Here is a 25,889-nt window from a genome sequence, read left to right as displayed (position 1 = left end):
CCGCCGCCGTCGCCCGGCGCGCCTGCCATGACCCTTGAGACCCTTGCGACCACCGCCGACGTGGTGGACGCCTGCGTGCCGCTGGCACCGGGCCAGACCATCCACACCGTGCGCCATGCGCGCGCCAAGGTGGTGGCCGCCACCCAGGCCAGCCATGACGGGCTGCTGTCGCCTGCCGTCGCCGGCATCAGCGTGGCCGAGCGGGCTGCGGCGGCGCTGCTGGCTTGCCAGCGCTCCCACGCCTCGGCGTTGGCCGATCACTACCGGACGCTGCTGCAGCAGGCCGGGCCCGAGGCTGCCGCCTGGGCCGGGGCCATCACGGCCGGGCGCTGGCAGGCAGACCTGCCGCCGCGGCTGGGCACGATCCTGGACTACACCGCGAAGCTGATCGAGCGGCCGATCGATGGCGACCGAGCGGCGGTGCAGGCCCTGGTGCAGGCAGGTCTCAGCACCCCGGCCATCGTGGCGCTGGCGCAGCTGATTGCCTTCGTGTCCTACCAGGTGCGTCTGGTGGCCGGGTTGCAGGCCCTGGCGGCTGCGGCGCAGATGCCTGCACCAGCGCCTGCGCCCGCGGGTGCTGCGGGGCAGCCGGCGCTGTTGCCATCGCCGCTGCGCATCCAGGGCTTCACCGACGAAACCCTGCCCTGGCTGCCTTGGCTGGACACAGTGGTGCTGGACGCGGCCACGCCCGAGCAGCTAGCGGCGCTGGACGAGATGAGCCCGACGGCCCGGCAGTCGCCGTACTTCCTGCTGCTGGCCCACCAGCCTGAGATCCTGCTGCACCGGTCGGTGGCCTTCAACGCCATCATGTTCGCGCCGGGTGGCCTGTCGCGTGCCGAGCGCGAGCTGGGCGCCACGGTGGAATCCCGCCTGAACGGCTGCGTCTACTGCACCTCGGTGCACGCGCAACGCTTCGCCCAGCTGGCCCGCCGCAACGACGTGATCGCGCAGCTGTTCCAGGATCCGGCGACGGCCGGCATCGATGCACGCGAGCGGGCGCTGGTGCGCTTCGCTGCCCAGCTGGGCCTGCAGCCGCACACGGTGGGGGCGGCCGATGTGCTGGCGCTGCAGGCCGCCGGCCTGCCGCCTGCGGAGGTGCTGGACCTGGTGCATGCAGTGGCCTTGTTCGCCTGGGCCAACCGCCTGATGCTCAACCTCGGCGAGACGGTGCTGCCCTGGGCTGCACCGCAGGCTTGACCGGGGCGCAACAAGAATACTGGCACAGGCCTTCTGGCTGTGCTATAGTCATAGGCTCAGTCGCGGGGTGGAGCAGCCTGGTAGCTCGTTGGGCTCATAACCCAAAGGTCGCAAGTTCAAATCTTGCCCCCGCAACCATAGATTCTCGATCAAAAACAACAACTTACGAATCGGCCGAAAGCCGCCCCGATGGGCGGCTTTTTGCTTTGTGCCCATCCCGGCCAAGCGCAGTGGCTCGGATCTTGACGGCGCCTCGGCAGGCCATCGCCCAGGTGTCAACGATCGATCGGCGTCAACGGCGCGGCGCGGTCCCGCGGATCAGTCCTCGCCGTTCGCGAAGGTCGCGGTGAATTCCTCGACGAAGCGCGCGTTGCCTGTCAGTGTCAGCGTCACCGTGTGCCATCCGCCTTCCTCGATGGTCACTTGCAGATCGTGGTCCCAGACCATCCCATCATCGACCGGGCCATGGGATGCGGGGTACCGGCGCCATGCCCAGTCAAGCACCCGCTGCACTTCCCCCATGACGGCGGCGTGCAGCGCACTTGTCGTGGATGCCATCGCCTCCAGCGATGACACGCCGTCGTCCACTTCGGTGAGATCGAAGGTCAGGAAGTCCACCGCAACCCTGCATTTGCACTGACTCAGTCGCTGGCGCGCTGGCCGGAGCGCAACCAGGTGTAGGACAGGCCGATGCCCACCGAGCCGCCATTGGTGCGCTTCACCAGCGGGCTGTCGTCGTTGGCGGCGCCGGCCACGCTGTCCAGGCGGGCGAAGCCGAAGAAGCGCCAGTCGGGCGCCAGGCTGCGCGAGAACGCGGCCGACAGCCGCCAGGCCACCAGGCCGCCCTGGGCCGCATAGGCGGGCCGGTCGGCCAGCGCGTCGGCCGCGTCGACGCCGTACAGCGTGCGGCCCAGGCGGCCGTCGGCCAGGATGGCGCCCACGCTGGTGGCATAGGCCCAGCCGCTGCTGGTGCGCCGCTCGAACACCAGCCGGGGTTCGAAGGCCAGGCCGCGGTAGGCGGCACTGTCGCCCAGGTCGAACACGCCGCGCAGCGGCAGCTCCACCCGCCAGTTGCCGCCGCCGGGCGCCTGGCCCAGGTTCCACTTCACCCGCGGCCCGAACTCCACCAGCGTGCCCAGGTCGGGCATGCCGCGCCGCGCGGTGGTGTCGTCCGAGCGCGCGCCGAACGATCCGGCGAAGCCGATGTCCAGCTCGAAGCGCGGCGTCTTGATCGCCCGCAGGCCGGCTGTCTCGCCATCGGCGCGCAGGAAGCGGCCGCGGTAGACGAAGAAGGGCAGCGCCAGGCCCCGGTTGACCTGCTGGTCCGACCCGGGATAGGCCTGTTGCGACACACCCAGGCCGAAGGCGCCCAGTTCCCAAAGCGGCAGCGACGACCCGGACTGCGCCTGGGCCGCCAACGGCAGCAGGAGGATCGCCGCCGAGACCACGGCCACAGCGCGAGACGAGAATTTGCTACCAACCAGTCGCATCTTGAACTCCAGGGTTTGAGGGCGAGATCCTGACAGTTTTCCAGCACGGTGTCTTGCCACGGGGCACCTGCCGGCGGCCGGTGCCGGCGCGGGGCTCAGGGCAATGCGCGGCGCAGCACGCGGGTCTGCCCCAGCACCGGCAGCACAAACGCCTCGGCCGGCACGCCCAGCCGGGCGCGGGCGGCCGGCAGGCCGTCGATGGGCGCGTCGATCGGATCGTCGCAGAGCCGGAAGGTGCCCCAGTGCACACCGATCGACAGGCGGCTCTTCACATCCAGGTGGATGCGCACCGCCTCCTCCTCGTTGACATGCTGGGCGCGCATGAACCAGCGCGGCAGGTAGCAGCCCACCGGAATCATCGACAGGTCGAAGCCGCCGAAGCGCTGTCCGATCTCGGCGAAATCGGGCGCGTAGCCGCTATCGCCGGCGAAGTACAGGCTGACCGGGGCGCCGCCCATCGCCGTCTGCAGCACGAAGCCGCCCCACAGTGTGGCGCTGCGGTCCCAGGGCGTGCGGCTGGACCAGTGGTGCGCCGGCACGAAGTGCACCGTGACCGGCCCGCCCGGCGCGGCCAGCTCGTGGCGGTCCCACCAGTCCATGCGGTGGGTGCGGGTGATGCCCTCGTCGGCCATCCATCGCTCCACGCCCAGCGGCACCAGGAACAGCGGCGGCCCGCCTGGCTGGGCCGCCAGCGCACGCACCGTGGCCACATCCAGGTGGTCGTAATGGTTGTGGCTGATCAGCACCACGTCGATGCGCGGCAGCTGGTCGATGGCCAGCGGTGCCGGCGTCAGCCGCTGCGGGCCGGCGAAGGACACCGGCGAGGCGCGCTGGCTCAGGTGCGGGTCGGTCAGGATGTTCAGCCCGCCCACCTGCCACAGCGCCGTCGCATGGCCCAGCCAGGTGACGGTGAGATCGCCGCGGTTTTGGCGCAGCAGCCCGGCATCGGGCACGGCGCGGGCCACGCGCTCCGGCCGGTCAGCCGGCAGATCGGCCCACCAGCGCTCCCATTGCCAGCGCCAGAAGCTGCCCTCCGGCGCGCCGTGCGGCGACGGGTGCTGGTTGGCGAAGCCGTCGGGCCGGTGGTGCGGCTTGGCGGGATCGAAGGCCGTGTTGGGTGAGGCGCAGCCAGTCAGCAAGGCCAGTGTGGCGACGAGCCCGCCCACGGACAACCAGGCTGGGCGGCGTGAGCGACGGGCAGGCGAGGCGGGCATGGGCGGTCTGCGGGCGGCGCAGCAGGCGCCGCGCCGGCATTCTCCACAGGCCAGCCAGGCCCCGCCGGGCCCGGGCTGTTCAGCGCCCGCCGCTGCCCACCAGCGCGATGCGCCGCGCCAGCCGCGCCGCCGCCTCGGCATCGCCCGCCTGCAGCGCCCGCTGCTGCTGCAGGCCCAGCCAGGCCAGCAGCGGCCGGCGCCAGCCCTGGGCCGAGGCGGTGTCCACCGCCGCCTGCACCACCACCGGACCGGCCTGGCCGGCCTGCAGCAGCACGGTCGCGCCCACCAGGCGCGACAGCGGATCGGCCAGCGCCTGCAGCGTGGCAGCTGCCGCGGCATCGGCCGGCGCCGGGCCCAGCGCCACCACCGCCTGCTGCGCCGGTGGCAGCAGCGGCGCCTGGGCCGCGGCCAGGCGGCCGGCCAGGTGGTCGGCATAGGCCAGCTCGGCCGGCGCGGCATCGGCGCGCAGCCGCTCGAAGCCGGCGCAGGCGCCCAGCTGCAGACTGGCCACCTGGGCGGCGCAGCGCAGCAGCTCGGCGCGGGCCAACAGGTCGGGCCGGCCGGTGCGGGCGATCTCGGCGCGGGCGCGGTCGAATTCCAGCGCGGCGATGCGGCTGTCGCCGCGCAGGTCGGCCGCCACCGCCAGGTCCAGCGCGCCGCGGGCGGCCTGCTGCCAGTCGGGTGGCGGCGGGCCGCTGGCGCAACCGACCAGCAGCGCGGCCAGGGGCAGGGCAGCGGTCAGGCGCGCGGCGAACTTGCTCACGGCAGTTTCACCTCGGCATCGCGGGCAAAGGGCCACTTGCGGTTGACCTCGTCGACCAGCTGCTGCACCTTGCGCAAGCTGGCCTCCACCTCGGTGCGCAGGGTGCCCAGGTCGACCGTGGCGGCGCGGGTGTTGCTGGCGATGCCCTGGGCCTCGGCCAGCACGCCGTCCACCCGCGTCAGCGTGGCGCGGGCATCGCCCAGCAGGGCGTTGAGCTGCAGCACCGTGGCCCGGGTCTCGGGCAGCAGACCCTGGGCGCCGAAGACCTGCGCATCGGTCTTGCCGGCCAGGCGGTCGAGGCTGGCGGCCAGCGCATCGGCGCGCAGCAGCAGGGCGTTGGTGCGGTCCAGCGTGGTCAGCAACTTCTTGGCGTCGGCCTCGTTGCCCATCAGCACGCCCAGCGCGCCGCGCGGGCCCTTGAGCTGGTCGGTGGCGGCCTGCAGGTTGGACAGGCTGCCGGCCAGCGCGCCGTCGGGCGCGGCCAGGGCGCTGGCGCGCTGCACCAGCTCGCGCACCGCGGCCACCATCTGCGGCAGCTCGGCCATGGCGTCGCCGGCCAGCACCTTGCGCTCGGCGTTGTCGGGCAACGGCGGATCGGTCAGCTGGCCGCTGTAGGCGCGCAGGTTGGTGTTGCCCACCACGCCGCGCACCAGGGTGAAGATGCTGCTGGTGCGCAGCCATCGCGCATCCTTCTCCGGCACGTCGACCAGGATGCGGGCATTGCCCTCGGGCGACAGCTCGATGTCACGCACCCGGCCGATCGGGAAGCCGGAGAAGGTCAGGTCCATGCCGACGCTGACGCCCTCGGCATCGTCGGCCACCAGCACCAGGCGCTGGGTGGGCTCGAAGGCGCCGCGGGCATACAGCAGGTAGGCCACGGCGCCGCTCAACAGCAGCGCCATCAGCAGCAGCAGACCCGCGGCCTTGGCCTGCAGGTGGGGCACGGCCGGCAGGTCGGTGTCGGGCAGGGGCGGGGTGTCGGGGGCAGGCATGGGCCAGTCAATAGTAGTTGCCGACCAGGGCCGCGGCCTCGATGGCCAGCACCACCAGGAACAGCCGCACCAGGCCCTGCAGCTCGGCACTGGCGCGCGAGCGGCGGCTGGCCGGGTTCTGCAGCACCGTCACCAGCGGGATCCAGGCCACGGCCGAGCCCAGCAGGAACACCTTGCCGCAAAAGATCAGCGTGACCGACGGGCTGAACACCCGGCCCACGGTGCGGGTGTAGCGCTCGAAGCCGCCCAGGCCGAAGCCGTGGGCCGACACATAGGCCAGCACCAGCGTGACCACGCAGCTCAGCGCCGCCAGCAGCAGCACGGCGAACAGCCCGGCCAGCAGCCGTGGCAGCACCAGGGTGGCCAGCGGGTCCAGCCCCTGCTGCTGCAGCGCCGCGAACTGGCCGCGCCGGCGCAGCGTGGCCACCTCGTCGGCCATCGGCAGCGTGGCGTTGAGCGCGCCGAACAGCGCCGCGGCCAGCGGGATCAGCTCCAGCACCAGCACCCGCACCACCATCTCCAGCGCGTATTGCGACAGGCCGTAGCTGTGCGCGGTGACGATGACGATGCGGATGATCACCAGGCTCAACACCGCCGTGGCCAGGGTGAAGCCCAGCAGCATCGGCCCGCTGGCGCGCACCAGCTGGGCGGCCAAGCCGGTGTGCCGCGCCTGCCGCCGGCCGCTGGCCGACAGCGCCAGCACGCCCATCACGGCGCCCAGGTGCAGGATCTGCCACCAGCCCGCGGCCCACTGCAAAGCCGGGCGCAGGGCGCCCAGGCCGGGCAGGGCTGGCCGGCTGCGGTTCATGCCGGGGCGGCTGCCGTCATGCCGCGCTGGCCTGGCGCACCGCATGCGCCCAGTCGGCCATCAGCGCCTCGGCGCGCTCTCGCGGCAGCGTGGGGTGGAAGCGCCGCTCCACCTGCCACAGCGCCGAGAGCTCATCCAGGCTCTTGTAGACGCCAGTGGCCAGGCCGGCCAGGTAGGCCGCGCCCAGCGCCGTGGTCTCGGTGACCTGCGGCCGCACCACCGGGATGCCCAGCAGATCAGCCTGGAACTGCATCAGCAAGTTGTTGACGCAGGCGCCGCCGTCCACCCGCAGCTCGGCCACCGGCGTGCCGCCACCGGCCACTGCGTCGCGGCTCATCGCCTGCAGCAGGGCCGCGCTCTGGAAGGCGATGCTCTCCAGCGCCGCGCGGGCAATATGGGCCACGGTGCTGCCGCGGGTCAGGCCGGTGATGGTGCCGCGGGCGTTGGTGTCCCAGTAGGGCGCGCCCAGGCCGGTGAAGGCGGGCACGAACAGCACGCCGCCGGCATCGGGCACGCTCTCGGCCAGGCCCTGCACCTCGCTGCTGCTGCTGATGGCGCGCAGTCCGTCGCGCAGCCACTGCACCACCGCGCCGCCGATGAACACGCTGCCCTCCAGCGCATAGCCCGGCGTGGTGTCAGGCTGGGCGGCGGCGGTGGTGATCAGGCCGTTCTGGCTGGCGCGGAACTGGGCGCCGGTGTGCATCAGCATGAAGCAGCCGGTGCCGTAGGTGTTCTTGGCCAGCCCAGCCGAGAAGCAGGCCTGGCCGAACAGCGCGCTCTGCTGGTCGCCGGCCATGCCGGCCACCGGGATGGATGCGCCCAGCAGGGCCACATCGGTCTCGCCGAAGACATGGCTGCTGGGGTGCACCGCGGGCAGCAGGCTGTCGGGCACGTGCAGCAGCTTCAGCAGCTCGTGGTCCCAGACGTTGTGGCGGATGTCGAACAGCATGGTGCGGGCGGCATTGCTCACGTCGGTGGCATGCACCCGGCCGCCGGTCAGCTTCCACAGCAGCCAGCTGTCCACCGTGCCGAAGGCCAGATCGCCATGCGCGGCGGCGATGTGGGCGCCGGGCGCGTGGTCGAGGATCCAGCGGATCTTGGTGGCCGAGAAGTAGGCATCGACCACCAGGCCGGTGCTCTGGCGGATGGTCTCGGCATGGCCCTGGGCGCGCAGCTGGGCGCACAGCGGCTCGCCGCGGCGGTCCTGCCAGACGATGGCGTTGTGGATGGGCACGCCGGTGCGGCGGTTCCACACCACCGTGGTCTCGCGCTGGTTGGTGATGCCGATGGCCTTGACCTGTGCCGCGGTGATGCCGGCCTTGGCCAGGGCTTCGCGGGCCGTTGCGAGCTGGGTCTGCCAGAGGTCCTCGGGGTCATGCTCCACCCAGCCGGGCTGGGGGTAGATCTGGCGGAATTCGCGCTGGGCCATGGCCACGGTGCGGCCGTCGGCGTCGAAGACGATGCTGCGCGAGCTGGAGGTGCCCTGGTCCAGGGCGAGCAGGTAGGTCATGGTGTGTCTCCAGTGTCGTCGGCCGGTGTGTCCGGCGTGTCAAGTTCAGGGGCGCCGTTGTCGTTGGGCGCCGCATCGGCCAGGCTGTATTGCACGCCGGCGTCTTCCAGCAGGCTGGCGAACAGCGGCGGCGGCGCGCGGTCGGTGAACAGGCGGTCGACCTGATCGAGCCGGCCCACCTCCACCATCGCCGGGCGGTCGAACTTGCTGTGGTCGGCGGCCAGCCAGACCTGGCGGCTGGCGCGGATGATGGCCTGCGCCACCTTCACCTCGCGCACGTCGAAGTCGCGCAGCGTGCCGTCGGCCTCGATGCCGGAGATGCCGATCAGCCCGATGTCGACGCGGAACTGGGCCATGAACTCCACGGTGGCCTCGCCGATGATGCCGCGGTCGCGGCTGCGCACCAGGCCGCCGGCCACGATCACCTCGCAGTCGGCGTTGTCGCTGAGGATGGCCGCCACGTTCAGGTTGTTGGTCACCACCCGCAGGCCGCGGTGGTGCACCAGCGCGCGGGCGATGGCCTCGGTGGTGGTGCCGATGTTCAGGATCAGGCTGCAGCCCTCGGGCACCTGGGCCGCCACCGCCTGGGCGATGCGGCGCTTGGCATCGTCATTCAGCGCCTGGCGCTGGCGGTACGCGATGTTCTCGGTGGTGCTGGCCGGCAGCCGCACGCCGCCATGGAAGCGCGCCAGCAGCCCGGCATCGGACAACAGCTTCACATCGCGGCGCACCGTCTGCAGCGTCACGCCGAAACGCTCGGCCAGGGCTTCGACGGTGGCCGAGCCCTGGGCGCGCACGGCCTCCAGCACGCCGGCCTGGCGGGGGTTGGGAATCAGCATGGTGGAAAGCGGTGCGCAGCCTGTCTGCTGCAAGCGTACGGGATGCCGCCGGCGGCCGGATCAGGGTTAACCGGATTGCGTTTCGCGCAGCACTTGGGCTACAAACGAACAATAGCGAACAATACAGCGCTCAAACGAACAACCAGCCCGCGCGCTTTGCGCCGGTCGCCACCACCATGCTGATGTCAGCGCCCCATCCGTCCGACCCCGCCGGCCAGCCGCCCCGCCCCGTGTCCACATCCGTGGACGTGCTGGTGGTGGGCGGCGGCATCAATGGCGCCGGCATCGCGCGCGACCTGGCCGGCCGTGGCCTGCGGGTGCTGCTGTGCGAGCAGGACGACCTGGCGCGCCACACCTCGTCGTCGTCCACCAAGCTGATCCACGGTGGCCTGCGCTACCTGGAGTACTACGAGTTCAGCCTGGTGAGGAAGGCGCTGGCCGAGCGCGAGCTGCTGCTCAAGAGCGCGCCGCACATCATGTGGCCGCTGCGCTTCGTGATGCCGCACGATCCGTCGATGCGCCCGGTGTGGATGGTGCGCATCGGCCTGTTCCTCTACGACCACCTGGCCAAGCGCGAATGGTTGCCCGCCAGCGGCACGGTGGCCCTGCGCAGCCACGCCACCGGCGCGCCGCTGAAGCCAGGCTACACCCGCGGCTTCGTCTACAGCGACGGCTGGGTGGACGACGCCCGCCTGGTGGTGCTGAACGCGCTGGACGCGCAAGCCCGCGGCGCCACCATCCTCACCCAAACTCGCTGCGAATCGGCCCGCCGCACCGCGCAGGGCTGGCAGGCCACGCTGCAACCGGCCGGTGGCGCGCCGCTGCAGGTGCAGGCCCGCGCCCTGGTCAATGCCGCCGGGCCGTGGACGGGCGAGTTCCTGCGCGAGCGCGCCGGCCAGACCAGCGCCCGGTCGCTGCGCCTGGTCAAGGGCAGCCACATCGTGGTCAAGAAGCTGTTCGACCACGACCACGCCTACATCTTCCAGAACCCCGACAAGCGCATCATCTTCGCCATCCCCTACGAGGGCGACTTCACCCTGATCGGCACCACCGATGTCGAGATCCAGGGCGCGCCCGATGCCGCCCGCATCGACGCCGACGAGACCGCCTACCTCTGCGACCAGGCCAGCCGCTACTTCGCCAAGCCGGTGCGCCCGGCCGACGTGGTGTGGGCCTATGCCGGCGTGCGGCCGCTGCTGGACGACGCCTCGGGTGATGCCTCGGCCGTGACGCGCGACTACCTGCTGGAGTTCGATGGCGGCGTCGGTGCCGCCGCACCGCTGCTGACGGTGTGGGGCGGCAAGATCACCACCTTCCGCAAGTTGGCAGAAGAGGCCGCCGACGGCCTGGTGCAGCGCATGGGCGAGCAGCGCCCGGCCTGGACCGCGCCGGCCCTGCTGCCCGGCGGCGACCTGTCGGCCTGGATCGGCCCGGCCCAGCGGCCCGACCTGGACATCGCACGCTTCATCGCCGAACTGGGGCGCCGCCATCCGCAGCTGCCGGCCCGCCTGCTGCAGCGCTGGGCGCGCTGCTACGGCGGCCTGGTCGACCAGGTGCTGGCCGGCGGCGCCCTGGGCGCCGAGGTGGCGCCCGATCTCTACGAGTCTGAATTGATCTACCTGCACGACCATGAATGGGCGCGCAGCGCCGACGATGTGCTGTGGCGCCGCAGCAAGCTGGGCCTGCACTACAGCCCGGCCGAGCAGGCCCAGGTGGTGCAGTGGTGGGCGGCGCGCTACGGCGCGCCCGCCACCCAGGCGGAGGCCGCATGCAGCTGACGCTGACCGACCTGCAGCACCAGGTGGGCGCGGCCACGCACCTGTACCCGCTGAACCTGCAGCTGCAGCCCGACACGGTGACGGTGCTGCTGGGCGCCACGCAAGCCGGCAAGACCACGCTGATGCGGCTGATGGCCGGGCTGGACGTGCCCAGCCGCGGCCGCGTGGCCGTCGATGGTGTCGACGTCACCGGCCTGCCGGTGCGCCAGCGCAATGTGGCCATGGTCTACCAGCAGTTCATCAACTACCCGTCGATGACGGTGTTCGACAACATCGCCTCGCCGCTGAAGCTGCGCGGCGGGATGGATGCCGCGGCCATCAACCAGCGGGTGCAGGCCCTGGCCGACAAGCTGCACATCGATCCGTTCCTCCAGCGCCTGCCGGCCGAGCTGTCCGGCGGCCAGCAGCAGCGGGTGGCCCTGGCCCGCGCGCTGGCCAAGGATGCGCCGCTGATGCTGCTGGACGAGCCGCTGGTCAACCTCGACTACAAGCTGCGCGAGGAACTGCGCGAGGAGCTGTCGGCGCTGTTCGCCGCCGGCAACTCCACCGTGGTCTATGCCACCACCGAGCCCACCGAGGCCCTGCTGCTGGGCGGCTGGACGGCCGTGATGGATGCCGGCGAACTGCTGCAGTACGGCCCCACGGCCGAGGTCTTCCACCGCCCGGCCAGCATCCGCGTGGCCAAGGCCTTCAGCGATCCGCCGATGAACCTGCTGGACCAGGGTGCGGCACGGCTCGGTCTGCCCGCGGGCAGCGCCCCGGCCGATGCCACCATCGGCCTGCGCGCCAGCGCGTTGCGGGTGCAGGCCCGCGCGGGCGACATCGCCCTGCCCGGCACGGTGGAGCTGGCCGAGATCTCGGGCAGCGACACCTTCGTGCATGTGCACACCGCCGCCGGCGAGCTGGTGGCCCAGCTGACCGGCGTGCATTTCTTCGACCTGGGCGCGGCCATCACGCTGCACCTGGACCCGGCTGCCGTGCATGTGTTCGGCGCCGACGGCCGCCTGTTGCGCGCGCCGGAACGCGGAGGGCAACGCTGATGGCCCGCATCGACCTGGACCTGGCGCACAGCTACAAGCCCAACCCGCAGGCGGATGGTGACTACGCGCTGCTGCCGCTGAAGATGACCTTTGCCGATGGCGGCGCCTATGCGCTGCTGGGCCCGTCGGGCTGCGGCAAGACCACCATGCTCAACATCATCTCGGGCCTGGTGGCGCCGTCGCATGGCACGGTGAAGTTCAACGGCGAGACGATGAACACCAGGACGCCACAGCAGCGCAACATCGCCCAGGTGTTCCAGTTCCCGGTGATCTACGACACCATGACGGTGGCCGAGAACCTGGCCTTTCCGCTGCGCAACCGCGGCGTGCCGGCTGACAAGATCCGACAGCGCGTCGGCAAGATCGCCGAGATGCTGGAACTCAGCGGCCAGCTCAACACCCGCGCCGCCGGCCTGGCGGCCGATGCCAAGCAGAAGATCAGCCTGGGCCGTGGCCTGGTGCGCGAGGATGTGTCGGCCGTGCTGTTCGACGAACCGCTGACGGTGATCGACCCGCACCTGAAGTGGCAGCTGCGCCGCAAGCTCAAGCAGATCCACCAGGAGTTGAAGCTCACGCTGGTCTATGTGACGCATGACCAGGTGGAAGCGCTGACCTTCGCCGACCAGGTGGTGGTGATGACCCGTGGCCGCGCGGTGCAGGTGGGCAGCGCGTCCGATCTGTTCGAGCGGCCGCAGCACACCTTCGTCGGCCACTTCATCGGCTCGCCGGGCATGAACTTCCTGCCGGCGCAGCTGCTGCCCGGCAGCCCGGCTGGCGCCAAGACCCTGGGCGTGCGGCCCGAGTACGTGGCCCTGGCCGACCCGCAGGCCGCAGGCGCCCTGCCGGCCACCGTGCGCCAGGTGCAGGACATCGGCACCTACTGGCTGCTGACCGCCGCCCTGGCCGACGGCAGCGTGGTGCGCGCCCGCCTGCGGCCCGAACAGGCCGTGCCCTCGGCCGGCGACAGCGTGTGGCTGGGCCTGCTGAACCCGCACACCTGCTTCTACAACGATGCCGAGGAGTTGGTGGCATGAAACCGGTGAATCAGAAAGCCTGGTTCCTGATCCTGCCGGTGGTGCTGTGCGTGGCCTTCTCGGCCATCCTGCCGCTGATGACGGTGGTCAACTACTCGGTGCAGGACATCATCAGCCCCGAGCGGCGCGTCTTCGTCGGCACCGAGTGGTTCAAGGCGGTGATGCGGGATGAAGACCTGCAGGGCGCGCTGCTGCGGCAGATCACGTTCTCGCTGGCGGTGCTGGCGGTGGAGATCCCGCTGGGCATCGCGCTGGCGCTGGCCATGCCGGCCAAGGGCTGGCAGAGCAGCGCGGTGCTGGTCACCGTGGCCATCTCGCTGCTGATCCCCTGGAACGTGGTCGGCACCATCTGGCAGATCTACGGCCGTGCCGACATCGGCCTGATGGGCGCCGCGCTGGCGGGGCTGGGCATCGAGTACAGCTACACCGGCAACCCCACCCATGCCTGGCTCACGGTGCTGCTGATGGATGTGTGGCACTGGACACCGCTGGTGGCGCTGCTGTGCTTTGCCGGCCTGCGCGCCATCCCCGATGCCTACTACCAGGCTGCCAGCATCGACGGCGCCAGCAAGTTCGCGGTGTTCCGCTACATCCAGCTGCCCAAGCTGCGCGGCGTGCTGGTGATCGCGGTGCTGCTGCGCTTCATGGACAGCTTCATGATCTACACCGAGCCGTTCGTGCTGACCGGCGGCGGGCCCGGCAACGCCACCACCTTCCTGAGCCAGTACCTGACGCAGAAGGCGGTGGGCCAGTTCGACCTCGGCCCGGCGGCGGCGTTCTCGCTGATCTACTTCCTGATCATCCTGGCGCTGAGCTTCATCCTCTACAACTGGATGCAGCGCGTGGGCACGGCCGACAAGGCGCAGGAGGGTCAACATGGATGAGCGCCGCTTCAAGAAGCGGGTGATCTTCCTGATCGCCTACCTGGTGTTCGCCATCCTGCCGGTGTACTGGATGGTCAACATGAGCTTCAAGACGAACGAGGAGATCCTCGCCGTCTTCAGCCTGTGGCCGCGCGATTTCACGCTGGAGCACTACCGCACCATCCTCACCGACGAGAGCTGGTACTCGGGCTACATCAACTCGATGATCTACGTGGCCATCAACACGGTGATCTCGGTGGGCGTGGCACTGCCGGCGGCCTATGCCTTCAGCCGCTACCGCTTCCTCGGCGACAAGCATGTGTTCTTCTGGCTGCTGACCAACCGCATGACGCCACCGGCGGTGTTCCTGCTGCCGTTCTTCCAGCTCTACACCACGCTGGGCATGATGGACACCCACATCGCCGTGGCCCTGGCGCACCTGCTGTTCAACGTGCCGCTGGCGGTGTGGATCCTCGAAGGCTTCATGAGCGGCATCCCGCGCGAGATCGACGAGACCGCCTACATCGACGGCTACAGCTTCCCGCGCTTCTTCGTCACCATCTTCATCCCGCTGATCAAGGCCGGCGTGGGCGTGGCCGCGTTCTTCTGCTTCATGTTCAGCTGGGTGGAACTGTTGATGGCCCGCACCTTGACGAGCGTGAACGCCAAGCCCATCGTCGCGACGATGACGCGCACGGTCAGCGCCTCGGGCATGGACTGGGGCGTTCTCGCGGCAGCAGGCGTGCTCACCATCGTGCCCGGTGCCATCGTGATCTGGTTCGTCCGGCACTACATCGCCAAGGGCTTCGCCATGGGGAGAGTGTGATGTTCGATTGGATGGCCTGGACATTGCCCGTCGCCGTCTTCTTCATCAGCATCGTGCTGATGCTGATCGGCATGACGGTGTGGGAGATCAAGCAGCCCACCACCGAGCGGCGCGGCTTCCTGCCGATCGCCACCACCCGCGGCGACCGCCTGTTCATCGGCCTGCTCAGCGCCGCCTGGCTGAACCTGGCCTTCGTGGCGGTCAGCGAAAAGATGATCGACTGGTTCAGCCTCGAGAGCGAGCCGTCGATCTGGTTCAGCTTCGTGGCCTCCATGGCCCTGCTGGCCCTTGTCATGCGCAAGGGCTAGCGTCCGCACCCAGCAAGTCGGCGGCCCGCCACCCTTCCCAGCGGGCCGTTCCAGCACACCAGAGGGAAGTACCTGAGGAGACACACCGATGAAATACCGCATGCATGCCGTGGCCTTCGCCGCTGCGGCGCTCAGCCTGGGCCACGGCGCCTGGGCCGGCGAGGCCGAGGCCAAGAAGTGGATCGACAACGAGTTCCAGCCCAGCACGCTGAGCAAGGACCAGCAGATGGCCGAGATGAAGTGGTTCATCGAAGCCGCCAAGAAGCTGCAGGCCAAGGGCGTGAAGGAAATCAGCGTGGTCAGCGAGACCATCACCACGCACGAGTACGAGAGCAAGACCCTGGCCAAGGCGTTTGAAGAGATCACCGGCATCAAGGTCAAGCACGACCTGATCCAGGAAGGCGACGTGGTCGAGAAGCTGCAGACCTCGATGCAGTCGGGCAAGTCGATCTACGACGGCTGGATCAGCGACTCGGACCTGATCGGGACCCACTACCGCTACGGCAAGATCATGAACCTGACCGACTACATGGCCGGCAAGGGCAAGGAGTGGACCAACCCCGGGCTGGACCTGAAGGACTTCATCGGCACCAGCTTCACCACCGGCCCCGACAAGAAGCTCTACCAGCTGCCCGACCAGCAGTTCGCCAACCTGTACTGGTTCCGCGCCGACCTGTTCGCCCGCCAGGACCTGAAGGACAAGTTCAAGGCCAAGTACGGCTACGACCTGGGCGTGCCGCTGAACTGGAGCGCCTACGAGGACATCGCCGCCTTCTTCAGCGAAGACGTCAAGACCATCGACGGCAAGCCCATCTACGGCCACATGGACTACGGCAAGAAGGACCCGTCGCTGGGCTGGCGCTTCACCGATGCCTGGCTGTCGATGGCCGGCACCGCCGACATCGGCATCCCCAACGGCAAGCCGGTGGACGAGTGGGGCATCCGCGCCAGCGCCGACGGCTGCACGCCGCTGGGCGCCAGCGTGGCCCGGGGTGGCGCCACCAACTCGCCGGCCGCCGTGTACGCACTCACCAAGTACGTCGACTGGATGAAGAAGTACGCGCCCAAGGAAGCCACCGGCATGACCTTCGGCGAAGCCGGCCCGGTGCCGGCCCAGGGCCAGATCGCGCAGCAGATCTTCTGGTACACCGCCTTCACCGCCGACATGACCAAGGCCGGCCTGCCGGTGGTCAATGCCGACGGCACGCCGAAGTGGCGCATGGCGCCCGGCCCCAACGGCCCGTACTGGAAGCAGGGCATGCAGAACGGCTACCAGGACGTGGGCAGCTGGACCTTCTTCGACAAGCATGACGAGAACAAGACCGCCGCGGCCTGGCTGTACGCCCAGTTCGTGACGGCCAAGACCACGTCGCTGAAGAAGACCATCGTCGGCCTGACGCCCATCCGCGAGAGCGACATCCAGAGCAAGGCCATGACCGACCTGGCACCCAAGCTGGGCGGCCTGGTGGAGTTCTACCGCAGCCCCGCCCGCGTGGCCTGGACACCCACCGGCACCAACGTGCCCGACTACCCCAAGCTGGCCCAGCTGTGGTGGAAGAACGTGGCCGTGGCGGTGACCGGCGAGAAGACGCCGCAGCAGGCCATGGACAACCTGGCCAACGAGATGGACGACGTGATGGCCCGGCTGGAACGCGCCGGCATGGCCCGCTGCGCGCCCAAGCTCAACAAGAAGGAAGACCCGAAGAAGTATCTGAGCGACAAGGCCGCCCCGTGGGCCAAGCTGGCCAACGAGAAGCCCAAGGGCGAGACCATCGCCTATGACACCCTGCTGAACGCCTGGAAGGCCGGCAAGGTGCGCTGACCGCTGACCGTTGAAGCGCCGCCGCACCGGGCTCCCGTCTGGTGCGGACCGGACGCACAGGCCGTGTGCTGGCGAAGGCTGGCACACGGCCTGTTTCATTGGGGCGCGCGGTCGCCGCATGGCCCGCGGTGGCCGGTGCGATGGCTCCTTTGGTCGATGTGGGCGGGCGGTGCGCTGGGCACCATGGCGGCATCGTCACCCCCATCTCCACAGGAGCCGCCATGTTCCCCGTTCCACTGCACCGGCTGGTCACGCCGGTCACCCTGGTCGTCGCGCTGATCAGTGCCTGGGCCGTCCCCATGCAGGCCGAAGCCGCCGAGCAGGCCATGCGCCTGACCCTCACCGCCGAACTGCAGCGCCAGGCCCGCACCCAGTTCGGCAGCGAAACGGCGCGTGTGCAGCTGCGCCAGCGCGCCGAGTACGCCATCACCCTGGTTGGCGACGGCGTGCCGATGGGCACCAACCCGCTCGACCCCGACGAGCCGGCGCGCCTGCTCGCCGCCGCCCAGCGCACCCAGCAGACGGTGCAGGCCGGCCTGGCTGCGGTGGCCGCCCGCGGCCAGGCCACGGCCGCACCCATGCCCGACCTGGCGGCGATGCAGGCCCTGGCCCAGCGCCTGCAGGCCCAGTGCGGCCAGGACCGCGATTGCCTGATGCGCGAGGCCACCCGCTTCAGCGCGCAGCAGGTGGCGGCCCACCCGGCCGTCCAGCCCGCTGACCGCGCCGCGGTGCAGGCCCGGCTGCAGGCCTACGGTGCCGACGTGCGCGCCTGCGAGCGCCAGCAGCCGGCCGGTGCGGCCCGCGAGGCCTGCATCAACCAGGCCCGTGTGCGCGCCGGCGGCGAGGCCGATGCGCCCGAGGCCGAGGTGGCGATGCCCTACCTGCACTTCCGCGCCGCGGAAGACTGCCGCCCGTCCGGCCAGCTGACGCTGGACGAGCGCGCCGAGGGCAGCTTCGTCGATGTGCAGGGCCCGGTGGCCTTCACCGCCACCCGCCTGGCCGACGATGTCCGGGCGCCGGCCAGCTTTCCCTGCGGCACCCAGCTGGTGGTGCTGGACACCCGCAACGGCCGGCTGTGGGTCACCAGCCCGGTGCTGGGCCTGTCGGCCCAGGTCACCGCGGTGCGCAGCGAGCAGGGCCGCGCGCCGCAGCGCCAGGTGGGCGGCTCCACGCTGGACTGGCACGAGGCTGCCCCCTGGCTGCAGCAGCGCCTGCTGCAGCTGGACCGCCGAGGCGGCAACGCCTCTGCCACCCTGCCTGCCGCGGCCGACGGCCAGACCCAGGTGCGGCTGAGCTGGCGCTGGCAGCCGGCCTGAGCGTCGGGTGCCGGCGGGCTGTCACCTCGGCTACGGCCGGCTGCGGTAGCCGCTGCACAGAATGCGGCTGGCCATTCCGCCAGCCCACCCGCCCACACCGATGAAGCGCCTCCTGTCCGCCCTGTGCCTGCTCCTGGCTGCTGCCACCTCCTCGCCGGTCTGGGCCCAGGCCTGGCCCAGCAAGCCGGTGAAGATCGTGCTGCAGTTCCCGCCGGGCGGGTCCACCGACGCGGTGGCGCGCATCCTGGCGCAGTCGCTGCAGGCCAGCCTGGGCCAGACCGTGCTGGTGGAGAACCGGCCCGGTGCCGACGGCGCCATCGCCGGCGACTTCGTGGCCCGTGCCGAGCCCGACGGCCACACCTTCTTCCTGGCCAGCAACACGCCGATGATGCAGGTGCCGCTGCTCAAGAAGAACCCGCCCTACGACCCGGTGAAGAGCTTCACCCCGGTGTCGCTGGTGGGCCGCTACATCTACGTGCTGGTGACCAGCCCCACGCTGCCGGCCAAGGATGTGAACGAGCTGCTGGCCTACGCCCGCGCCAACCCCGGCAAGCTGGGCTACGGCAGCTACTCGGGCGTCACCCAGCTGATGCACACCAACCTCAAGCTGGCCAAGGCCGAGACCAACCTGGTGCCCTACAAGGGCGAGGCGCCCACCGTCACCGACATCCTGGGCAACCATGTGCAGATGACCTTCGCCACGCCAGCCAGCACGTTGCCGCACATCAAGGAAGGCAAGCTGCGCGCCATGGCCGTGCTGCTGCCGGCGCGCTGGTCGCAGCTGCCGAATGTGCCCACCGGCGCCGAGGCCGGCCTGCCGCCGTTCACCGCCGGCACCTGGGCGGCCCTGTTCGGTCCTGCCAAGCTGCCCGCCGACATCGCGTTGAAGATGAACAAGGCCCTGAACGACGCGATGCAGAAGCCCGAGGTGCGCGAGAAGATCGCCGCGCTGGGTTTCGAGCTGTCCGGCTCCACGCCCGACGAGATGGGCAAGTTCCTGCAGGAGCAGCTGGGCGCCTGGGGCAAGGCCTTCAAGGATGCGGGGATGAACCCCGAGTGAGGCCGCGAAGCGGCCGAACTCAGGCCGCTTGCTTGGCCGCCGGCGCCAGCTGGTCCAGCGCCGCTTCCAGCCGTGCCACCGCGCCGGCCACGTCCGCCAGCTTGTCCAGGCCGAACAGGCCGATGCGGAAGGTCTTGAAGTCGGCCGGTTCGTCGCACTGCAGCGGCACGCCGGCGGCGGTCTGCAGGCCCAGGGCGGCAAACGCCTTGCTGCTGTGCAGGCCGGCATCGTCGGTGTAGCTGACCACCACGCCGGGCGCCTTGAAGCCGGGGGCGGCCACGCTCTTGAAGCCGCGCCGCTCCATCGCCGCGCGCACCGCCTCGCCCAGCGCCCACTGCTGCGTGCGCACCAGGTCGAAGCCGCGGGCCTGGGTCTCCTGCATCACGTCACGCACCTGGGTCAGCGCATCGGTGGGCAGGGTGGCGTGGTAGGCATGGCCGCCGCCCTCGTAGGTCTCCATGATCTGCAGCCACTTCTTCAGGTCGCAGGCAAAGCTGCTGCTGGTGGTGGCGTCGATGCGCTGGCGCGCCTCCTCGCCCAGCATCACCAGGGCAGCGCAGGGCGGGCCGCTCCAGCCCTTCTGTGGCGCGCTCACCAGCACGTCGATGCCGAGGGCGGCCATGTCCACCCAGATGGTGCCGCTGGCGATGCAGTCGAGCACGAACAGCCCGCCCACCGCATGGGTGGCCGCCGCCACCTGGCGCAGGTAGTCGTCGGGCAGGATCATGCCGGCCGAGGTTTCCACATGCGGGGCGAAGACCACGTCGGGCCGCTCAGCGTGGATGGTGGCCACCACCTCGGCGATGGGCACCGGCGCAAACGCGCTCTGGTGCTGCTCTGCCACGCGGCGGGCCTTCAGCACCGTGCTGCTGGCGGGGATGCCGCCCATCTCGAGGATCTGCGTCCAGCGGTAGCTGAACCAGCCGTTGCGGATGACCAGGGTCTTCTTGCCGGTGGCGAACTGGCGCGCCACCGCCTCCATGCCGAAGGTGCCGCTGCCCGGCACCACGATGGCCGAGCGGGCGTTGTACACGCCCTTGAGCAGGGCCGAGATGTCGCGCATCACACCCTGGAACTTGCCCGACATGTGGTTGAGTGCCCGGTCGGTGTAGACCACCGAATACTCGAGCAGGCCATCGGGGTCGACAGTGGGCAGCAGTCCGGGCATGGTTGTCTCCAGGTGTTCGGGGCGCCCCGCGCCCGGGTCGGGCCGAGGGGGCAACCAGCTTAGCACCGCACCACGACAGCGGGGTGGCAGGTGGTGTGGCGGGTTGCGCACCCGGGTTACCCTCGGCCACATGGCTTCCGGAATCTTCTTTGCCCTGGGCGCCGGCCTGCTGTGGGGCCTGGTGTTCATCGGCCCGCTGCTGCTGCCCGACTACCCCGCCGCGCTGCAGAGCTTCGGCCGCTACCTGGCCTTCGGCCTGATCGCGCTGCCGCTGGCCTGGATGGACCGCCGCACCCTGGCCCAATTCAGCCGCGCCGACTGGATCGAGGCCGCCAAGCTGGGCCTGGTCGGCAACATCCTGTACTACCTGTTCCTGGCCAGCGCCATCGCGCGGGCCGGCGGGCCGCTGCCCACCATGATCATCGGCACGCTGCCGGTGGTCATCGCCATCAGCAGCAACCTGCGCGATGCCCGGCGCGACGGCCAGCTGCCGTGGCTGAAGCTGCTGCCCTCGCTGGCGTTGATCGCCGCCGGCATCGCCTGCGTCAACCAGGTGGAGCTGGCCCACCTGCGTGCCGACCCGCAGGCCGACTTCGGCCGCTATGCGCTGGGTGCGCTGCTGACGGTGGGTGCGGTGGCCTGCTGGACCTGGTATCCGCTGCGCAATGCCGACTGGCTGCGCCACCACCCCGACCGCAATCCGCGCGCCTGGGCCACCGCCCAGGGCGTGGCCACGCTGCCGCTGGCGCTGGTGGGCTACCTGGGCTTCTGGGCCTGGACGGCGGTCAGCGGCAGCAGCCTGCCGATGCCCTTCGGCCCCCGGCCGGCGGAGTTCCTGGGGCTGATGTTCGCCATCGGCCTGTTGGCCAGCTGGCTGGGCACGTTGTGCTGGAACGAGGCCAGCCAGCGCCTGCCCACCGCCCTGGTGGGCCAGCTGATCGTCTTCGAGACGCTGGCGGCGCTGGCCTATGCGCTGCTGCTGCGTGGCACGGTGCCGCCGTTGCTCACCGGCATGGGCGTGGTGCTGCTGGTGGCCGGCGTGGTGTGGGCGCTGCGGGTCAAGCCGGAGCCGCTGGCCGCAGACGCGCACCCGGCCTGAGCCGGGCCGGTCAGGCCGCGTTGCCGCGCAGCAGGTCCAGCGGCCGCAGGCCGGCGCTGCCGGGCAGCACCACGCTGTCGATGGCCGCGCGGGGCAGTTGCAGGTGGTCCGTCAGCAGCGGGCGGATCGCGGCGCGCAGGTCGGTGGTCACCCGCAGGTCGCGGCCCTCGAAGCGCTGCTTCGGCGCCAGGCCCGGCCAGTCGGCCAGCACCCGGCCGCCACGCACCGCGCCACCCAGCACGAAGGCTGCGCCGCCGCTGCCGTGGTCGGTGCCGCCGGTGCCGTTGACAGCGACCTCGCGGCCGAATTCGGTGGCCACCAGCACGGCGGTGCGGTCCCAGGTGCCGTGGTCCAGCAGGCCGGTGCGCAGCGCGGCCAGCAGGTCGTCCAGCCGGCGCAGGTTGGCCGACAGCGCGCCCTGCGGCACCGCCTGGTTGGCGTGGGAATCCCAGCCGCCCAGCTCCAGCACGGCCACCTGGCTGCCGTGCTGCAGGAACTCGGCCGCCTTGCGGGCCAGCTGCACCGCGGGGCCGCGGTTGCCGCCGGGCTCGGCCGGCGGATTGGCGGCCATGCCCGGCGTGGCGCGCAGCTGCCGGGCGCGGGCCAGGGCCTGGGCCAGCGCGGGGTCGTCGCGGTACAGCATCTCCAGCCGGCCGACCAGGTCGGCGCCGGGCTCGGGCAGCACCGACGGCGCCCAGGTGTCCACCGCCGCCGGGCCGCGCAGCACCAGCGGCACGGCGGTCTCCAGCGCCACCGCGGCCAGCGGTGCCGCGCCGGTGGCGGCCACGGCGCGGCCCAGCCAGCCTGTGGTCAGCTCATGCGGCCGGCTGCCTCCGCTTTCCAGCACCTGCTGGGCATCGAAGTGCGAGCGCTCGCGGTAGGGCAGGCCCACCGCCTGCAGCACCAGCAGCTCGCCCTGGCCGTACAGCGCATGCAGCTGCGGCAGCAGCGGGTGCAGGGCGAACACGCCGTCCAGCGGTAGCGGCGCGCCGCCCAGCTGCGCCAGCGGGCCGCGGGCGGCGGCGAAGGCCGGATCACCCACCGCGGGCACGGCAGTCAGACCATCCAGGCCGCCGCGCAGGATGACGAAGACGAAACGGCGGCCGCTGGCTGCAGCCGGCACGGCCGCCAGGCTCAGGCGGGCCCAGGGCGCCAGGGTGGCGGCCGCCGTGGTGGCGATGGTGGCGTGCAGCAGGTGGCGGCGTTGCATGGCGGCTCTCCAGGGTCAGCGGCGCTGGAAGTCGGGCGACAGCAGCAGCAGGGCCAGGGCCTGGCGGCCGTCGGCGGCGCGGTCGATCTGGCGGGCGGTGTTCGGCGTCAGCAGCGGGCCCAGGCTGCGGGCGGCCAGTGCACGGGCATCGATCTGGCCGCCCAGGCGGTCGGCCAGGCGGGTGGCCCATTCCACCCGCTTCCACATCGCATCCGGCCCCAGCCACTCCTCGGCGCGGTCGGGCCAGCCGGCGGGCGAGGGTGCGGCCAGCAGGCGCTGGCCCAGCGCGCCGATGCCGGCGTCGGGCGCGCGCTGCACCAGGCCACCACCCCCATCACCCAGCTGCAGCAGGCGGGCGCTGCTGACCACGAACTCCTCCGGCGTCTTCAGCTTGGCCGGCTGCGGCACCCAGGACTCGGGCGCCAGCACCAGGCTGCGGTAGACGGCCGGCAGGTTGCCGCCGGTCTGCAGGAAGGTGTCGGCCAGCCGCGCCACCAGCGCCGGCGTCGGGTCATCGGCCACCAGGTGGCGGGCCAGCTTGGTGGCGATGAAGCGGGCGGTGCTGGGATGGGCGGCCAGCTGCTGCAGCACCGATTCCAGGCCCTCCGGGCCCTCGGGATGGCGCTGTCCCAGCACCTGCTTGGGCCCGGGCTGGTGCCAGGCGGCATCGAACCAGGCGCTGGCGGCGCCGGGCTCGGCCAGCGCGGCTGGTGGCGGCACGCGCCAGCCGGTCAGCACCGCGGCCAGGGCCGTGACATCGGCCTGGGTGTAGCCGCCCCAGCCGCCGTCCGCCGCACCGCCGCCGGCAGCGCCCAGGGTGTGCAGCTCCAGCAGTTCGCGCGCCAGGTTCTCGTTCAGGCCGGTCAGCCGCGGCGGGTTGCTGCCGGCGCGGCGGGCCAGGCGGCGCACCACCGCCGAATCGGGCCCGGCCGAGCGGTCGTTGTCCAGGTAGCGCAGCATGGCGCCGTGCTGCACCGCGGCGCGCAGCAGGTCGACAAAGCGGCCGCCGATGTGCGGGCGGATGGCCTCGCGCTCGAAGGCGCCGGCCGCGCCGCGGGTGGCGGCCTTGGCCAGGCTGACGGTGAAGTGGTTGGCCCAGAACAACGCCAGCCGCTCGTTGAAGGGCTGGCGGCTGGCGGCGGCGGTGGCCAGGCGGGCGCGCACATCGGCCTGGGCGATGTCGCGCAGCGGCGCGGCTACGGCGGCGCCCGGCGCTGGGGCATCGGCCATGGCCGGCTGGCGCTGGGCCTGCAGCACCTCGGCCTGGCGTGACAGGCCCTGCGCGCCGCTGACCAGGCCGTTGCCGCGCTGCGGCTCGGCCGGGCCGGTCTGACCCAGCAGCCAGGCGGTGGCATCGGCGCCCACCACCGCCAGGTCGGCCTCGCCCAGGCCGAAGCGGTGGGCGGCGATGGCGGCGGCAACGGCGTTGGACACGGCCGCCAGTGTGGACCGCCCGGCGCCGCCGCGGGGTGAAGATTCGCAAAGCGCGCCCGGGCAGGTGCCGATGGCCGATGTCGGCTGGCCTGCCGATACTGGATCGCGACATTCCGGAGCCCCCATGCACCTGTCCGACCTGCCCGCCCGCCATGCTGCCGCCCATGCGGTGCCGGATGCCCATGGCCAGAACCTGTACGACGCCGACCCGGTGCTGGCCCAGGTGCTGCCGCTGTACCTGCCGGCCGATCTGCTGGCCCATCTGCAGCCCACGCTGCAGCGCCTGGGTGGCCTGGCCGGCGGCGTGCTCGACACCCTGGCGCAGACGGCCGATCAGCACCCGCCGACGCTGGCCCACCGCAGCCGCAGCGGCATCGATGCGCAGCGCATCCTCAAGCACCCGGACTACATGGCGCTGGAGCGCATGGCGTTCAGCGAACTGGGCCTGGCGGCGATGAGCCACCGCGGCGGCGTGCTGGGCTGGCCCGATCCGATGCCGGCGGCCGCCAAGTACGCGCTGACCTACCTGTTCGTGCAGGCCGAGTTCGGCCTCTGCTGCCCGCTGTCGATGACCGATTCACTGGCGCGCACGCTGCGCAGGTTCGGCAGTGCCGACCTGGTGGCGCGCCACCTGCCGGGGCTGACCACGCAGGTGTTCGACGACCTGCAGCAGGGCGCGATGTTCATGACCGAGCAGGGCGCCGGCAGCGACGTGGCGGCCACCGCCACCCGCGCCGTGCCCGACGGCGATGGCTACCGCCTGCATGGCGACAAGTGGTTCTGCAGCAATCCCGATGCCGGCCTGGCGATGGTGCTGGCCCGCATCGACGACCCCAAGGCGGGCGCAACGGCCGGCATGGCCGGCGTCTCGCTGTTCCTGCTGCCACGCACCTTGCCCGATGGCCGCGCCAACAGCTACCGCATCCTGCGGCTGAAGGACAAGCTGGGCAGCCGGTCGATGGCCAGCGGCGAGATCCGGATGGAGGGTGCGCGCGCCTGGCTGGTGGGCGAGGCCGGCCGCGGCTTTCAGCAGATGGCCGACATGGTCAACAACTCGCGCCTGAGCAACGGCATGCGCGCCGCCGGCCTGATGCGCCGGGCGTTGACCGAGGCGCTGTTCGTCGCCCGTGAGCGGCGTGCCTTCGGCCAGCGCCTGATCGACCTGCCGCTGATGCGCCGCCAGCTGCTGAAGCTGATGGTGCCCACCGAGCAGGCGCGCAGCATGCTGTTCCAGACCGCCGAGGCGTTGCGCCGGGCCGATGCGGGTGAGCCTGGCGCCTACCCGCTGGCGCGCATCCTGACGCCGCTGATCAAGTTCCGCGCCTGCCGCGATGCGCGGCGTGTCACCGGCGACGCGATGGAGGTGCGCGGCGGCTGCGGCTACATCGAGGAATGGGCCGATCCGCGCCTGCTGCGCGATGCCCATCTGGGCTCGATCTGGGAGGGCACCAGCAACATCGTGGCGCTGGATGTGGTCCGTGCGATCCAGCGAGAAGGGTCTCTGCCGGTGCTGCAGCAGCACTGGCAACGTCTGCTGGCCGGCACGCCGCTGCATCCGGCGGCGCGGGCGGTGTTCGATTCCACGCTGGCCCGTGTGGCCGCGGTGGCGCAGCAGGTGGCCGATGCCCGCAAGGCCGGCGACCACCAGGCCCGCCAGGCTGCGTCAGCCCTGTACCACGCCACCACCGCCACGGCGATGGCCTGGGAGGCTGGCCGCATGGGCTGTGTCCGCCGCATGCGCCTCGCACAGTGGACGTTGCGCACCCGCCTGCTGCCGCAGGATCCGCTGGTGCTGGATGCGCAGCCGGACTGGCTGGCGGACCTGCTGGAGCCGGTGGATGGTTCGGTGGATCAGGCGTTGGAGGCTGTGCAGTTGCTGGGCTAGGGTGCCCGGTTTGGGCTCTTGGCAGTCGTTTGATTTGAGCGATCGCGCCGGCTCGGGTGGGCCTGTTTTGCTCCATGTCCCCCGTCCTACACGCCGCAAGCGGCGAATAGGACTCCTCCTAGTATTGTTTTCACCGCTCCCGTCGCGCTGAAGGGAGCCCGTCCGACAGACCCCGATTTCCTCTTTGGGCCAGCAAGCCCGGGGTTAAGACTGGGGCGTCGTTCGGTTTCGAC

Annotated in this window: 23 protein-coding genes and 1 tRNA gene; 13 read left to right on the top strand and 11 right to left on the bottom strand. The window is 71.3% G+C overall.

Annotated features, from left to right (window positions below; translation table 11 throughout):
• Window positions 1-27: 27 nt before the first annotated feature.
• Window positions 28-1,197, top strand: coding sequence for a CMD domain-containing protein (locus FFT10_RS24740; RefSeq protein ID WP_137735562.1), 1,170 nt, complete (start codon window positions 28-30; stop codon window positions 1,195-1,197).
• 61 nt (window positions 1,198-1,258) lie between these two features.
• Window positions 1,259-1,335 (top strand) — tRNA-Met (locus FFT10_RS24735).
• 180 nt (window positions 1,336-1,515) lie between these two features.
• On the opposite strand, the gene FFT10_RS24730 is transcribed toward FFT10_RS24735, so the two are convergent.
• The 8 genes from FFT10_RS24730 to FFT10_RS24695 form a co-directional block, all read right to left on the bottom strand.
• The gene (locus FFT10_RS24730) at window positions 1,516-1,815 is read right to left on the bottom strand and encodes a hypothetical protein (RefSeq protein WP_137735561.1); all 300 of its coding nucleotides are present in this window, start codon (window positions 1,813-1,815) and stop codon (window positions 1,516-1,518) included.
• A gap of 23 nt (window positions 1,816-1,838) precedes the next feature.
• The gene (locus FFT10_RS24725; RefSeq protein ID WP_137735560.1) at window positions 1,839-2,687 is read right to left on the bottom strand and encodes a MipA/OmpV family protein; all 849 of its coding nucleotides are present in this window, start codon (window positions 2,685-2,687) and stop codon (window positions 1,839-1,841) included.
• A gap of 95 nt (window positions 2,688-2,782) precedes the next feature.
• The gene (locus FFT10_RS24720) at window positions 2,783-3,853 is read right to left on the bottom strand and encodes an MBL fold metallo-hydrolase (RefSeq protein WP_228027301.1); all 1,071 of its coding nucleotides are present in this window, start codon (window positions 3,851-3,853) and stop codon (window positions 2,783-2,785) included.
• A gap of 127 nt (window positions 3,854-3,980) precedes the next feature.
• Window positions 3,981-4,664 (bottom strand): hypothetical protein, encoded by a 684-nt coding sequence (locus tag FFT10_RS24715; protein ID WP_228027300.1) that lies wholly within the window; start codon window positions 4,662-4,664, stop codon window positions 3,981-3,983.
• Window positions 4,661-5,656, bottom strand: coding sequence for an MlaD family protein (locus FFT10_RS24710; RefSeq protein WP_137735558.1), 996 nt, complete (start codon window positions 5,654-5,656; stop codon window positions 4,661-4,663). The genes FFT10_RS24715 and FFT10_RS24710 overlap by 4 nt, the downstream gene beginning before the upstream one ends.
• Before the next feature lie 7 nt (window positions 5,657-5,663).
• On the bottom strand, window positions 5,664-6,464 hold the full coding sequence (locus tag FFT10_RS24705; RefSeq protein ID WP_137735557.1) for an MlaE family ABC transporter permease: 801 nt from the start codon (window positions 6,462-6,464) through the stop codon (window positions 5,664-5,666).
• Between the two features lie 16 nt (window positions 6,465-6,480).
• Window positions 6,481-7,974 (bottom strand): glycerol kinase GlpK, encoded by a 1,494-nt coding sequence (gene glpK, locus FFT10_RS24700; RefSeq protein ID WP_137735556.1) that lies wholly within the window; start codon window positions 7,972-7,974, stop codon window positions 6,481-6,483.
• Window positions 7,971-8,813, bottom strand: coding sequence for a DeoR/GlpR family DNA-binding transcription regulator (locus tag FFT10_RS24695; protein WP_137735555.1), 843 nt, complete (start codon window positions 8,811-8,813; stop codon window positions 7,971-7,973). The genes glpK and FFT10_RS24695 overlap by 4 nt, the downstream gene beginning before the upstream one ends.
• Window positions 8,814-8,989: 176 nt before the next feature.
• Between FFT10_RS24695 and glpD the strand changes: the two genes are divergently transcribed.
• The 9 genes from glpD to FFT10_RS24650 all read left to right on the top strand — a co-directional run bounded on the left by glpD (window position 8,990) and on the right by FFT10_RS24650 (window position 18,860).
• Entirely contained in the window at window positions 8,990-10,591 is a 1,602-nt protein-coding gene (gene glpD / locus FFT10_RS24690) for a glycerol-3-phosphate dehydrogenase (protein ID WP_137735554.1), read from the top strand.
• Window positions 10,582-11,631 (top strand): ABC transporter ATP-binding protein, encoded by a 1,050-nt coding sequence (locus tag FFT10_RS24685; RefSeq protein ID WP_137735553.1) that lies wholly within the window; start codon window positions 10,582-10,584, stop codon window positions 11,629-11,631. The genes glpD and FFT10_RS24685 overlap by 10 nt, the downstream gene beginning before the upstream one ends.
• Window positions 11,631-12,665, top strand: coding sequence for an ABC transporter ATP-binding protein (locus FFT10_RS24680; RefSeq protein ID WP_137735552.1), 1,035 nt, complete (start codon window positions 11,631-11,633; stop codon window positions 12,663-12,665). Before FFT10_RS24685 ends, FFT10_RS24680 begins: the two co-directional genes overlap by 1 nt.
• Window positions 12,662-13,549, top strand: a complete 888-nt coding sequence (locus tag FFT10_RS24675; RefSeq protein WP_137735551.1) for a carbohydrate ABC transporter permease — start codon at window positions 12,662-12,664, stop codon at window positions 13,547-13,549. The genes FFT10_RS24680 and FFT10_RS24675 overlap by 4 nt, the downstream gene beginning before the upstream one ends.
• Window positions 13,542-14,354, top strand: a complete 813-nt coding sequence (locus FFT10_RS24670) for a carbohydrate ABC transporter permease (protein WP_137735550.1) — start codon at window positions 13,542-13,544, stop codon at window positions 14,352-14,354. Before FFT10_RS24675 ends, FFT10_RS24670 begins: the two co-directional genes overlap by 8 nt.
• On the top strand, window positions 14,354-14,662 hold the full coding sequence (locus FFT10_RS24665; RefSeq protein ID WP_137735549.1) for a DUF2160 domain-containing protein: 309 nt from the start codon (window positions 14,354-14,356) through the stop codon (window positions 14,660-14,662). Before FFT10_RS24670 ends, FFT10_RS24665 begins: the two co-directional genes overlap by 1 nt.
• 88 nt (window positions 14,663-14,750) lie before the next feature.
• Complete coding sequence (locus tag FFT10_RS24660; RefSeq protein WP_137735548.1) at window positions 14,751-16,484, top strand: ABC transporter substrate-binding protein; 1,734 nt, start codon at window positions 14,751-14,753, stop codon at window positions 16,482-16,484.
• A 221-nt stretch (window positions 16,485-16,705) separates the two neighbouring features.
• Window positions 16,706-17,800, top strand: a complete 1,095-nt coding sequence (locus tag FFT10_RS24655) for a hypothetical protein (protein ID WP_137735547.1) — start codon at window positions 16,706-16,708, stop codon at window positions 17,798-17,800.
• 100 nt (window positions 17,801-17,900) lie between these two features.
• On the top strand, window positions 17,901-18,860 hold the full coding sequence (locus tag FFT10_RS24650) for a Bug family tripartite tricarboxylate transporter substrate binding protein (protein WP_162520914.1): 960 nt from the start codon (window positions 17,901-17,903) through the stop codon (window positions 18,858-18,860).
• 19 nt (window positions 18,861-18,879) lie between these two features.
• On the opposite strand, the gene FFT10_RS24645 is transcribed toward FFT10_RS24650, so the two are convergent.
• Complete coding sequence (locus FFT10_RS24645) at window positions 18,880-20,028, bottom strand: aminotransferase class V-fold PLP-dependent enzyme (protein ID WP_137735545.1); 1,149 nt, start codon at window positions 20,026-20,028, stop codon at window positions 18,880-18,882.
• A 130-nt stretch (window positions 20,029-20,158) separates the two neighbouring features.
• On the opposite strand from FFT10_RS24645, the gene FFT10_RS24640 reads away from it, so the two are divergent.
• Window positions 20,159-21,127, top strand: coding sequence for a DMT family transporter (locus tag FFT10_RS24640; protein ID WP_137735544.1), 969 nt, complete (start codon window positions 20,159-20,161; stop codon window positions 21,125-21,127).
• A 10-nt stretch (window positions 21,128-21,137) separates the two neighbouring features.
• On the opposite strand, the gene FFT10_RS24635 is transcribed toward FFT10_RS24640, so the two are convergent.
• Both FFT10_RS24635 and FFT10_RS24630 read right to left on the bottom strand, forming a co-directional pair.
• On the bottom strand, window positions 21,138-22,337 hold the full coding sequence (locus FFT10_RS24635) for a DUF1501 domain-containing protein (protein ID WP_137735543.1): 1,200 nt from the start codon (window positions 22,335-22,337) through the stop codon (window positions 21,138-21,140).
• Window positions 22,338-22,352: 15 nt separating this feature from the next.
• Window positions 22,353-23,771 carry a DUF1800 domain-containing protein gene (locus FFT10_RS24630; RefSeq protein ID WP_162520913.1) on the bottom strand — a complete coding sequence of 473 codons (1,419 nt, stop codon included), beginning with the start codon at window positions 23,769-23,771 and terminating at the stop codon, window positions 22,353-22,355.
• A gap of 124 nt (window positions 23,772-23,895) precedes the next feature.
• On the opposite strand from FFT10_RS24630, the gene FFT10_RS24625 reads away from it, so the two are divergent.
• Window positions 23,896-25,656 carry an acyl-CoA dehydrogenase family protein gene (locus tag FFT10_RS24625; protein WP_228027298.1) on the top strand — a complete coding sequence of 587 codons (1,761 nt, stop codon included), beginning with the start codon at window positions 23,896-23,898 and terminating at the stop codon, window positions 25,654-25,656.
• Window positions 25,657-25,889: the final 233 nt, after the last annotated feature.

Source organism: Pseudaquabacterium pictum, from assembly GCF_005403045.1.
Taxonomy (GTDB): domain Bacteria; phylum Pseudomonadota; class Gammaproteobacteria; order Burkholderiales; family Burkholderiaceae_C; genus Pseudaquabacterium; species Pseudaquabacterium pictum.
Note: the sequence above shows the minus strand (reverse complement) of the source record. Positions and strands in the feature narration are given on the sequence as shown.